Source organism: Chloracidobacterium sp. (assembly GCA_016720705.1).
GTDB lineage: Bacteria > Acidobacteriota > Blastocatellia > Pyrinomonadales > Pyrinomonadaceae > OLB17.
The window spans coordinates 37,409-48,122 of sequence record JADKKB010000006.1 but is presented as its reverse complement, the minus strand read 5'-3'; the positions used below and the strand labels follow the sequence as shown (position 1 = coordinate 48,122).

Annotated in this window: 11 protein-coding genes and 3 pseudogenes; 11 read left to right on the top strand and 3 right to left on the bottom strand. The window is 51.9% G+C overall.

Annotation, left to right across the window (positions count from 1 at the left end):
- Window positions 1–589 precede the first annotated feature (589 nt).
- Window positions 590–1,096 carry a helix-turn-helix domain-containing protein gene (locus tag IPQ00_07395; protein MBL0240381.1) on the bottom strand — a complete coding sequence of 169 codons (507 nt, stop codon included), beginning with the start codon at window positions 1,094–1,096 and terminating at the stop codon, window positions 590–592.
- Between the two features lie 128 nt (window positions 1,097–1,224).
- Here IPQ00_07395 and IPQ00_07390 point away from each other — a divergent pair, with 128 nt between their 5' ends.
- From IPQ00_07390 to IPQ00_07345, 10 genes and pseudogenes are all read left to right on the top strand, one after another.
- The gene (locus IPQ00_07390; protein MBL0240380.1) at window positions 1,225–1,950 is read left to right on the top strand and encodes a hypothetical protein; all 726 of its coding nucleotides are present in this window, start codon (window positions 1,225–1,227) and stop codon (window positions 1,948–1,950) included.
- Between the two features lie 8 nt (window positions 1,951–1,958).
- Window positions 1,959–2,378 (top strand): toprim domain-containing protein, encoded by a 420-nt coding sequence (locus IPQ00_07385; protein ID MBL0240379.1) that lies wholly within the window; start codon window positions 1,959–1,961, stop codon window positions 2,376–2,378.
- Window positions 2,379–2,406: 28 nt separating this feature from the next.
- Window positions 2,407–3,861, top strand: coding sequence for a DNA primase (locus tag IPQ00_07380; protein MBL0240378.1), 1,455 nt, complete (start codon window positions 2,407–2,409; stop codon window positions 3,859–3,861).
- A 94-nt stretch (window positions 3,862–3,955) separates the two neighbouring features.
- Window positions 3,956–4,249, top strand: a complete 294-nt coding sequence (locus IPQ00_07375; protein MBL0240377.1) for a hypothetical protein — start codon at window positions 3,956–3,958, stop codon at window positions 4,247–4,249.
- 154 nt (window positions 4,250–4,403) lie between these two features.
- A complete protein-coding gene (locus tag IPQ00_07370) occupies window positions 4,404–5,375 on the top strand; it encodes a tyrosine-type recombinase/integrase (protein ID MBL0240376.1) in 972 nt (323 codons plus the stop codon).
- A gap of 220 nt (window positions 5,376–5,595) precedes the next feature.
- Window positions 5,596–5,853 (top strand): annotated as a pseudogene (locus IPQ00_07365) (site-specific integrase).
- A 207-nt stretch (window positions 5,854–6,060) separates the two neighbouring features.
- Window positions 6,061–6,532: pseudogene (locus IPQ00_07360) on the top strand (tyrosine-type recombinase/integrase).
- A gap of 164 nt (window positions 6,533–6,696) precedes the next feature.
- A complete protein-coding gene (locus IPQ00_07355; protein MBL0240375.1) occupies window positions 6,697–7,560 on the top strand; it encodes a hypothetical protein in 864 nt (287 codons plus the stop codon).
- Between the two features lie 205 nt (window positions 7,561–7,765).
- Window positions 7,766–7,999, top strand: coding sequence for a hypothetical protein (locus tag IPQ00_07350; protein MBL0240374.1), 234 nt, complete (start codon window positions 7,766–7,768; stop codon window positions 7,997–7,999).
- Between the two features lie 17 nt (window positions 8,000–8,016).
- Window positions 8,017–8,421 carry a hypothetical protein gene (locus IPQ00_07345; protein ID MBL0240373.1) on the top strand — a complete coding sequence of 135 codons (405 nt, stop codon included), beginning with the start codon at window positions 8,017–8,019 and terminating at the stop codon, window positions 8,419–8,421.
- 7 nt (window positions 8,422–8,428) lie between these two features.
- Here the strand turns inward: IPQ00_07345 and IPQ00_07340 are convergent.
- Window positions 8,429–9,433, bottom strand: a pseudogene (locus tag IPQ00_07340) (IS3 family transposase).
- Window positions 9,394–9,669 carry a transposase gene (locus IPQ00_07335; protein MBL0240372.1) on the bottom strand — a complete coding sequence of 92 codons (276 nt, stop codon included), beginning with the start codon at window positions 9,667–9,669 and terminating at the stop codon, window positions 9,394–9,396. Before IPQ00_07335 ends, IPQ00_07340 begins: the two are co-directional and overlap by 40 nt.
- A gap of 716 nt (window positions 9,670–10,385) precedes the next feature.
- Here IPQ00_07335 and IPQ00_07330 point away from each other — a divergent pair.
- Entirely contained in the window at window positions 10,386–10,685 is a 300-nt protein-coding gene (locus IPQ00_07330) for a hypothetical protein (GenBank protein ID MBL0240371.1), read from the top strand.
- The last annotated feature ends 29 nt before the right edge of the window (window positions 10,686–10,714 follow it).

The window sequence follows — 10,714 nt, the reverse complement described above, 5'->3', positions numbered from 1 at the left end:
TGACTTTCTACGAACAACAAAAATCTTTAGATACCATAAAGGACAAATGTGGAATTAGGTAGTCAAAAGAGATAGGTAAGCAGATCAAAAAGGGACCCATTGCCAAAAATCTGGACGCACAGTTTTCAGAAAAAGTTTAAGCCTTAACCCACCACAAGAAGGGATATGAGAGAAAATCCAGGGCGAAAAGCAAGCTATACCAACGATGGAACAAATCTTCCGGTAACTCTTTGCCCGACAAGGCCAAGAAGGCGATGAACAAATTGGAGAGAGGAAACTAACCGTATGAAAATATTAATTGGCCGGGTTTTCGTTAGTATAACGGTGACGATCCTTTGCAATAACGCGTCAAAGCAATACAATGTCCATGCGGGACGAGGAACAACATCAAAGGAATCGTGGCTTTGTTAGACCTAAGAAAACCGCATTAAAAAAACTAAAATCAACCTAAAAGCCGAGGCAAAGTGACAAAGAGCATAACAAAAGTGGAAACGGACCCAGAAGACGGTTTATTTGAAATCGAAAGGGGCTCCGCAAGAACCAAATATAAATCCAGTTGTTTCTATCCAATGATTTGCATGTACGTTCATTAAACATAGCAAAGCGAGACGATAAATATCTGCACGTACATTCCAGGAGCCATCATTGGCGAAACTTCTGCCCCCCGGGTTTGCGGGGGCGGGGGCGCCGTGGCCCTGTCCCCCCCCCCGCTGTTTTTTCCCAAAGCCGGTGCGGGGGTGGGGCTTTTTCTTTTCCGGTCGGGGAGGAGCTTGACCTGCTCGAACTTTCTTTGGAGCTGCGACTGCGGGCCGGGCTTTGAGCGTGAGGCATTGGGCTGGCTGCCCAATAGTTCGGCGACCGACACTTCGAGAGCGGCGGCGGAGCGTTCGATGAAATCCAGGGCCGGGTTCGGGGATCGCGTTTCGTAGTAATCGATCAGCGAGCGCTTGATGCCGAGCTTGTCCGCTAGTTGCTGTTGGGTTAAGCCCTTACTGCGGCGCACCGCCGAAAGTCTCTTTCCAAAAAACGGGGCTTCTTTTTCTGCCGGTCTGCCTGCCATAACTTCGACAGTATAAAGCCACTTTTTCAATCTCATCTCTTGTAACCATCCTTTTGCTTTCGGCTTGACATTGCTTGCTAGTATAACCTAGCATTAGTTCGTCAATGTTAGCAAAGCCCTGCTTTCTTCAAAAAAACTGAAAATAATACTTGACAGCTTTTTCTATGGCAATCGAAAACGAGGACATTCTGGCATTGAAGCAAACTATCAGCCTGGCGGATGTGGTTCGGTCGCGCGGGGTTGAGCTGCGGAAGAAAGGGCGGCAGCTTTGGGGGCTTTGTCCGTTTCATGAAGATACGGAGCCGTCGTTTGCCGTCGATGAAAGAAAAGGCTTGTGGAACTGCCTGGGCAAATGCGGCGAGGGCGGGGACGCGTTCAGCTTTGTGATGAAAGCGGACGGGATCGGCTTTGCGGAGGCCTTTGCTTTATTGCAGGAAATTGAACCGCAGAGACGCCGAGACGCCGAGGAGGATAAGCAACTGACCACTGATAACCGGCCACAGACCACTGCTTTGGAATATCTGGAGAAAGCCGTCAGCTACTATCACAAATCGCTGGTGAAAAATGAGAAGGCGATCGCTTATTTGCAAAGTCGCGGGATCACGCCGGAAGCGGTCCGGGTCTTTCGCCTGGGCTATGTTGACGGCACACTGCGCGGGCGTGTGAACCCGGACGGTCGTAGGAGTCTCGAATCACTTGGACTTTTGAATGAGAAAGGCAATGAGACGATGTACGGCTCGGTGGTCTTTCCGCTCGTTGACGCGGGCACGAATCAAGCAGTCGGTCTTTACGCCCGGCACACGGAAAAGCAGCAGCACTTGTATCTTTCGGGCAAGCGGCGAGGGCTTTTCAATCCGGCGGAGCAAAAGAGACGGACGAGATCGTCCTGACCGAGAGCGTGATCGACGCTTTGGCTCTGTGGTCGATCGGCATCAGGAATGTGACTTGTGCCTACGGCGTGAACGCTCTGACGGATGAGATCCTCGCGCACCTGCAGGAATCCCGGATCAGACGAGTCGTGCTAATGCTCGACGCGGACGATGCGGGCCGCGAAGCCGCCCTAAAGTTCGCCGAGAAGCTATCGGCAATCGGCATAGAAAGCCGCACGGTCGATCTTCCGGCAAAAGACGCATCGGAGTTCGTTGTAAATGGCGGAACGCTTGAGGCGGTCCAAAGACTTATTGAACCGCAGAGACGCGGAGACGGAGAGACGGCGGAAACGCGGGCCGCAGGGAGTGTGCCTTTGCCCGATGGAACATTGCAGATCGTTCTCGACAATCGGGAATACAGAGTGCGCGCTGACGGGCGTCGGACTTGAGAAGCTGAAAATAAACTTGCGTCTTAATGTGGGGAATCTCTTTCACCTGGACACGCTCGATCTTTATCAGGCAAGAGCGAGGGCGAACTTCGCGCAGATAGCCGCCAAGCATTGCCGCGTGAACGAATCTGTTATCAATGCCGATCTACTTTCGCTGATCGAAACGCTCGAAGCCGAAAGGCTGTCGATGCGAAAGACCTCGACCAATGAAGCGGAATCGACGGCGGCGATGACCGAGGCCGAGAAGCGGGAGGCGATAGCTTTCCTGAAAGACGAAAAGCTGTGTGAGCGAATAGTGGAGGACTTCCGGCGGTGCGGTCTGGTGGGCGAACGCTCGACGGTGTTGACGGCTTACCTGGGGTCGATCAGCCGGAAACTGACGGAACCGCTTGCCCTGCTTATCGTCGCCCGTTCGGGTGCTGGCAAATCGGCATTGCAGGACGCTCTCTGTGCGTTTGTGCCGCCGGAGGAGCTTGTCAGGGTTACGAGGCTGACCGGCCAGGCTCTTTTCTACAAAGACCCTTATTCATTGCAAAGAAAGATGCTGGTGATCGCCGAGGACGAAGGAGCGATGCAGGCCGTCTACTCACTTAGGACGCTTGCCTCGGATCAGAGGCTTTCGATCGCGGCGACCCGGACGGACCCGGCGACCGGGAAACTTTCGACGGAACATTACGAAGTCTTTGGACCCGTTGTGATCGTGATAACGACGACCTCAGCCGAAGCGTTCGACGAGGAGACCCGCAGCCGCTTTGTGCAGCTTTCGATGAACGAATCGATCGAGCAGACGCGGATCATTCTTTCACAGCAGCGGCATCAGCACAGTCTTTCGGGAGTGCTGGAAAAGGCGGAATCGGAAGAGATCAAACGGCTGCATCACCACGCCCAAAGAATGCTCAAACCGCTGGCCGTCGTCAACCCTTTTGTCGAACATCTGACCTACCCCAGCGAAAGACTCATCCACCGCCGAGAGCAAAGAAAGTATCTCTCGCTTATCAACTCGATAGCACTTCTTCACCAATATCAAAGAGAGATCAAAACCGCGAAACGCGGCGAGATCGAGATCGAATATGTCGAGGTCGAGCTGTCCGATATTGCACTCGCGAACGAGCTGGCCGAGGAGATCCTCGGCAAGGCAATGGACGAGCTGGCGCCGCCCGTGCGTGGAATGTTCGAGGCGATAAGAGAAGCGTGTAAGAGACGAGCGGAAGAACTAAAGATCAAGGCTTGCGATGTCCAACTTACACGCCGGGAGATACGCGAGACGACCGCATGGAGCGACTGGCAGGTGAGGATGTATTGCCAGAAGCTGGTCGAGATGGAATATCTCTGGGCGATCCAGGCGGTGAACGGAAAGCCGAGCGTGTACCAGTTGGCGAGCGATGCGGAGAGCGAGGTGCAAAGCCTGCGCGGACTGACCGGAGTTGACGAGTTGAAAACGCGACTAAAGGACGCGGCTAAAGAGAAAGCGGCGAGTCGATAGGCCAAGCGGTGAAGGTGCGTGTAAGTAACGCCCGCCGTTGTTCGCTTCGGATGCCTTCGCTCCCGGTCGCTGCCGTCATCCGATAATCCTTTTTATGTCCTTCGTAAAAAACACTACGGACATAAAAGCTCATTATCGTACGCCGTCCGCTCCGGCTCTCTCGCTCCGCGGGCGCTCGTTCCTCGCAGACCGCTTCGCTCGTTCGCACGGCTATCGGGTGAACTCGGGGCGGCCTGATGGTGACGTTGAAAAGAAGACGAAGCGGCTAAAGAAAAAAGCCGGACGCCCGACAGCAAACCTTGTGGACCTTGTGGTAAAAAAGGCGACCTTGAGGGTACCTTGTGGTGGTCGAATCACAAGGTTAATTGCAGACAGAAAAGAAACTTAAGCCGACCTTGTGGTCAGTGGAGAAGCTTTTAAAGGGGAAAAATAAAAGCAAAGGTCGTGTTGGAGCAACTCCCACTGAATGCGGCTAAAGAAAAACACTCATCGATCATCTGCTTTTCTAACAGTTGATTGTTGAGTAAGGAGGCATTGGCGCGATGTGGACGGAGAATCAAAAGCAAAAACTGGAGCTTCTAAGAGGCCGCTTTATCGAATATCTGACGGCCGTAAACTACTCGCCGGCGACGCTTGTAAACTACTCTCGCGATGCACGGGTCTTCCTCGATTGGCTGGTGGAAAACACCGCCTTGAACTCAATCGCCGACGTGACGGCCGCGCATCTTTCGCAGTATCAGATCTCGCTTTACCGGCTTGAAACGGAAGACGAAAAAACGGGCCGGAAAAGGCAGAGGCTTTCATCGGGAGCACAGGCCAACAAACTGGCGGCGATGAAGCGGTTCTTTCTCTGGCTGTGGCAGGAAGGCGTGATCGTTCACAACCCGTCCGCTTCGATCCAGATGCCGAAGCAGCCGAAGATGCTCCCGCGAAATATCCTCACCCCCGCCGAAGCGAAGCGGCTGATCGAGAGCATCCCGATAGAGAAAGCGAGAGACATTCGCGACCGCTCCATTCTGGAGGTGATGTACGCAACCGGCATCAGGAGAGCGGAGCTTGTGAGCCTTACGATCTACGATGTGGAGATGCAGACGGGTACGCTTCGGATCGAGCACGGCAAAGGAAATGAGACGCGGCTGGTGCCGCTCACTCAATCGTCGCAGACAGCCTTGAAGCTCTATCTCGAACAGGCGCGTACCGCTTTTGCATCCCAGCCGGGACAGATCCGCTTGTTCGTCTCGTCGCGTTCGGGCGGGCCGCTGGACGTGGACGACATACGCCGGATCGTCCGCAAATGGACGAAGAACGCCAACATAAAAAAGAACGTCACGCCGCACACGATGAGGCATTCATGTGCCACCCATCTGCTCAAGGGCAGGGCTGACATACGGCAGATACAGAAGCTTCTCGGACACCGCCGCCTGTCGTCAACCGAGATCTACACGCATGTCGAACTGGGCGATCTGGCTGAGGTCATCAGCCGCTGTCATCCCAGAGAAAAAAGCGGTCGATAACGGTAAAAAGAGCGCCAAAAACGCGGGTCTGAAAAAATGTGCGAAACGGCTCCCAGCCTGTACGACAGGATAGACCAAGATCCACCGTTTGTAATCGGACTAAATGAGGCAGCAGCACGGGTTACGCATTGTCACCAAAGTTACAAACCGCAACTTATTGCGTAAAGCTTCTCGTTAAAGGTCTTACGCTGTCACTTCTGTATACAAAACGCCATCGAATGTGAACAAAGAGATCGAAAAATACCTCTCGGAACTCGAAGCCAAAGGCTACTCGAAGGACCTCCGAAGATCGAGCGAGAGAGTGCTGAATAACTTGCAGCTTTACCTGCAGGAAGCCTGGCTGATAAAGCGCTGGAACGAGGCCGAGGAAACGCACCTGAACTCGTACCTTGTTCACCTCAAGAAATACACCGACCAGAAGGCATCATCCTTAAGACAAACCGTGTCGAGGATCAGACGCTTTTTCCAATGGCTTTACACATCGAATAAAGTGCTTGCGAACATCGCCGAGACCTTCGATCTTCCCAAAGCCGGACACACATTGCCGCACGTCCCGACCGAAGCCGAAATATCGAAGATCATCGAGCAATGCGACACCGACAAAGCGATCGGCGTTCGCGATCGCTCCATACTCGAAACCCTATACGCCTGCGGCATCCGTCACGGAGAGCTTTACCGCTTGAATATGCGACTTCGACGGCAGGACCTTGCGTATCCGCGAAGGCAAAGGAAAGAGAGAACGCATCGTTCCCTGACCGAAAACGCAGCCCGATGGATCGAGAGATATATCGCCACATCGCGCGTCGAACTGATGAGCGGAGCCTACTGGGGAAAAGGCCGAAGCCGGAAGAAAAGACCGGTCACGAATCCGACAGCTTTGTTCCTTTCCGTTACGGGCAGGCGCCTCTCGTATCCGCAGATATGGAGCATCGTAAAGAACGCTTCGGAAGCGGCCATGATCAACGCGACGGTCCACACCTTCCGGCACGCCTGCGACGCATCTTCTCCGCCACGGAGCGAGCCTCCGCCACATCCAAAAACTGCTCGGACACTCCAGCCTCGACACGACCCAGATCTACACCCAGGTCGAGATCTCGGACATAAAAAAAGCGGTGGGCAAAGCAACTGAAAATCTCCGGCAAACCTCAAACAAATAGGTTAAAAAGCCCTGTCGAGTTATAATAAAAACTTGGCACGAAAGCCGCTTTTTCTTTAGCCGCTTCTTTAGCTCTTTGAAAACACATCAAGCCGCAATGCGCATCGCACGGAAATCTCGAATTGCGCGTTCATAACTGGCTACGAGCGCGACCGTGAAACCGACTTGGATTTTGCTCAAGCTAGAATGTACGGTAAATTTCACGGTCGCTTTACTTCGCCAGACCCGCTATTAGCAAGCGCGAAAGCAGCGGTTCCACAATCGTTCAATCGTTATGTTTATGTACTTAATAGCCCACTGAAGCTAACGGATCCTAATGGACTGAAGCCTGTTTACATTTCAAATAAAGACTCATCAAGTTTCATCTATTTGGACGATAGGTCTGACGATTATAAGAAGTATACAAGTAAAAAAGGCGGATTTCACCTTTACACCCCAAAGTCTAATGAGCGATTTATCAACACCGACGGTGATATTGTTGGATTCGGCGCGGGTGGTTTTATTAATCACGGTTCGGCTCGATTGGCAACAGCGGAGGTTTACCGATGGGCTCCAAATGGAGATTCGCCAGGCCACCTGGCTATAAAGATTACACATCCGGGTAAGGACCCCATATATATTTCTTTTTATCCGACACGAGATGGTGGAGGAACCTTGGGTGAGATAATCACAAAAACACCAATCGATGCAACTGGAACTCTACGACCCCAAAATAAAGATGACACCAGAGAAACGACTCCAGACGTTTTGACCGTTGATCGGTTGGATTGGAAGGCAATTCAAAAATACTATGACCAACTGCGTTCAAATCCAGGAGATTGGAGCCTAAATCGAAACTGCGCAGACATCGTGGCACAAACACTCCAAGCCGGCGGAGTTGTGCTTAACAACAACCAGCGTAGTAATTCGACAGTTGGAGGAACATTCGAGATTATTAAAGGTGCCGCACCCCTTGGCCGCACGGAGGGACAGCAGCCCAATTTCAAGGGCGTCTACAGTGGCTGGGGATACCCAGATATACAGGAATAGAATCATGAGAGTATTTTTCAGGGTGCGATGCATTTCGAGTCTGCTTTGCTTTATTGTGATTATACTTAATTCATTCATTTGGTCATGCACTATTTGGGGACGTGCACGACAGCCTCAGGTAAGCAGGGATCCCATCGCGATACAAGGGTTTAATAAAAATACAGTTTTCCCATTTGAGGCGGACAAAGCTCGACGAAATGAATTAGTGTCAAAAGTCGATGGAATACACAAGGGCTTAAATGGTGACGAGGTAATGGAAAAAATTGGCCCCCCGGATGAAGCTGTTACCCTTGCTGACCCAGGTGGACCAGCTTGGGCGTATGTGTGGCAATATCATTTGATCAAGCGATTTGCTAGGGCGCCGGACGCAAAAGATAAGTACATTGAGATTTATTTCGATAAGCGCGGAATTGTTGACGAAGTCAAAACTCAATTCTGAAATCTACCACGTTCAGAATGTGGCAGCTTCGAGAGTCAGGCGTCTTAGGTCACTTCGTCTCGACGACGGAATACACCGGATTCGACATCTTAGGAAGAGTGACGGCTAGTAAGCAAACGACAGATGGCGTGACATACGGTAACGGTTCGACGGATAGTGCGATGACATACACGTACAATCTCGGCGGTGCGATGGTCGAGCAGCAGTATCCGAGCGGAAGAGTTGTAAAGAACACGCTTGATGCGACGGGCGATCTTTCGATGGTCACAAGCAAAGAGAATTCTTCGGCGATCTACAAGACGTACGTCAACGATTTCACCTACAACGCCGCCGGTGCGGTGACTTCGATGAAACTCGGGAATGGAAAGTTCGAATCGACACAGTTCAACTCCAGACTCCAGCCGACTCGGATAGCTCTTTGAGGTGGTATCAAAAAGTGAGACACGAGTGTTGCTTAGGTTGTACTCCTTTTGTTGAATTTCTGTCAATTGATGTTGATGTCAAAGAACTGAAAGCCGCGCGGTTTTCAGTTCTTTGACGGTGACCGGTTTCGAAGGCGAGCGGGCTTAAGTAGCCTAGGCTCGAGTGTCTTCGAAGCGGGTTGTAATAGCCGTCGATGTATTGGAATGTTTCCATTCTTGCTTCGTCGGTCGAGTTGAATGCTCCGCCTTCGAGCAGTTCGGCCTTGTAACGGGAGAACAGGCTCTCGGCAAAAGCGTTGTCATAAGTTTCGCCCGCTCGGCTCATCGACTGGCGACAGCCTTGCACTTGCAGCATTTGGCGAAAGTTCTTCGAGGCGTACTGTCCGCCTCGATCCGAATGAATGATGCAGCCCTTTGGCAGTCCGGTTCGGCTCTGCATCATCTGAAACGCCTCGATCACCAGCTTTTCTGTCATATCGTCGCGGATCGACCAGCCTAGGACACGCCGCGAGAATAGATCGGTCCAGGTCGCCATATAACACCATCTGCCGGACCGCAGTGGCAGATATGTGATATCGCCGACGATCACCGTGCGAGGAAGCTCGGGCACCGGTGCGAGTTCCAGCAGCAAGTTCGGGCTGTAGCCTAAAGTGTGGCGGGAATTGGTAGTTCGAGGGACGAACGATCTCGGCTGGATCGCTTTCAAGCCCTGCGAAGCCATAACCCTACGGATCCGGTGCCGGCTTATCGAATAACCCTCAGCCGTCATCTCGGCGTGGATCCGTCGACTCCCGTACCGCCGCGAATGCCGCCCGAATACCATCGTCACCGCCTCGGCCATCTGCCTCGCGGCCGGATCGTCTTCCCGGCTCCTCCAACGGTAATACGAACTCCTCTCCACCCGCAGCAGAGCGAAAACCTCGCTTTTCGGATATTCCTGCATCTTCTCCTCGATCACCTCATACCTCGGCTCTACTGCTGCCGGGAGAAAATGCTCAAGGCTTTTTTTAAGATGTCACGCTCCAACTCAAGCTGCCTCTTTGCGGCCCGTAGCTCGATCACTTCCTTTTCAAGATCGCTCGCCCCGGACCGTCTCGCTGACTTCCACTTGTGCAGCAGATTCTCTCCAACTCCCAAACTCTCCGCCACCGACCGAACAGTCTGCCCATTGTCGATCATCTTCAAAGCACTCCGCTTGAACTCATCGTCATATTTCCGTTTAATTCTTACCGTTCCATTGTTGCTCATATCCTCGATTCTCTAAGCAACACTCGTGTCGGTCAAATCAGGACCATCTCATGGAGCCCCTCTCTGGGTTCCACATGACGAGTATGTTGCGAAGGAATCCGAACGCAGCAAGTTGGCGTTGTGGACTGATTCGAACGAACTTAAGTATAAATCGACTGAAGGTGTAGTTGAACTCGACCCGGCAGGACCGAGTGAAAACTTACCGCAAGGCTGGACGCTTGACGGGGTGCCCGTTGGTGATCCAGCCGAGCCAGGACTTCAGCCTGCGCCAGCGGGAGAAAATAATGCAGAGAGTACTGCAACTGATACTCCACCTTTGGCAATGAGTTCAAGCGGAGACCCTAGACGAAACTGGTTTTCTATGTACTCTGACGCCCATTCTCGGCGTTCAAGAGGACAAGCGTTATTTCCAGATATCCGGGGGTTAGATGCGGAACGTCATCGTTGGGCGACTCGCCAAACCGCGTTGCGCTGGGGAACAGGCACAGCAAGAACTTTTGGCGTGCTAAACGAGGTGCAAGGATTCATTTTTCATGACCTCGGACCTCTAATCAATGATGCTGCAAGATCCTATCCCTCAGGAATATTTATTTCTACGCGGCAGAATTGGGCTTTTCAATGGTCAGATCTGCAACATAATGAACGCGGAATTAGGGAGGCTAACATAATTATGAACCAACCTAAAAGCAATATTCCGAAGTAATGCGAGGAGGGATATGAAGAAAGCCAACAACTGCAAGAGATACCTTTATCTTTCAACGCTTCTTTTTCTAGCAGTCGTTACCTTTTCGTGTGGACGGTTGAGTCAGAGAACCGCAAATGAAAGGTTTTTGAAAGAACATCCGACTTACACTATCGTTTTCTCAGAAACTGGTGAAGGCTGGGAAGGTGTTGGGTATCATCATTTCGCGTTCAAAAAGCCAAATGATGAAAATGTTTACAAAGAGGTCTGGACCTTTATCCAACAAGATGACGGAACATGGAAGGTTACCGGTCGGTGGACTCCGAAAGAATGAAGACAGATAAAAAACCAAAAGGCGTGAGA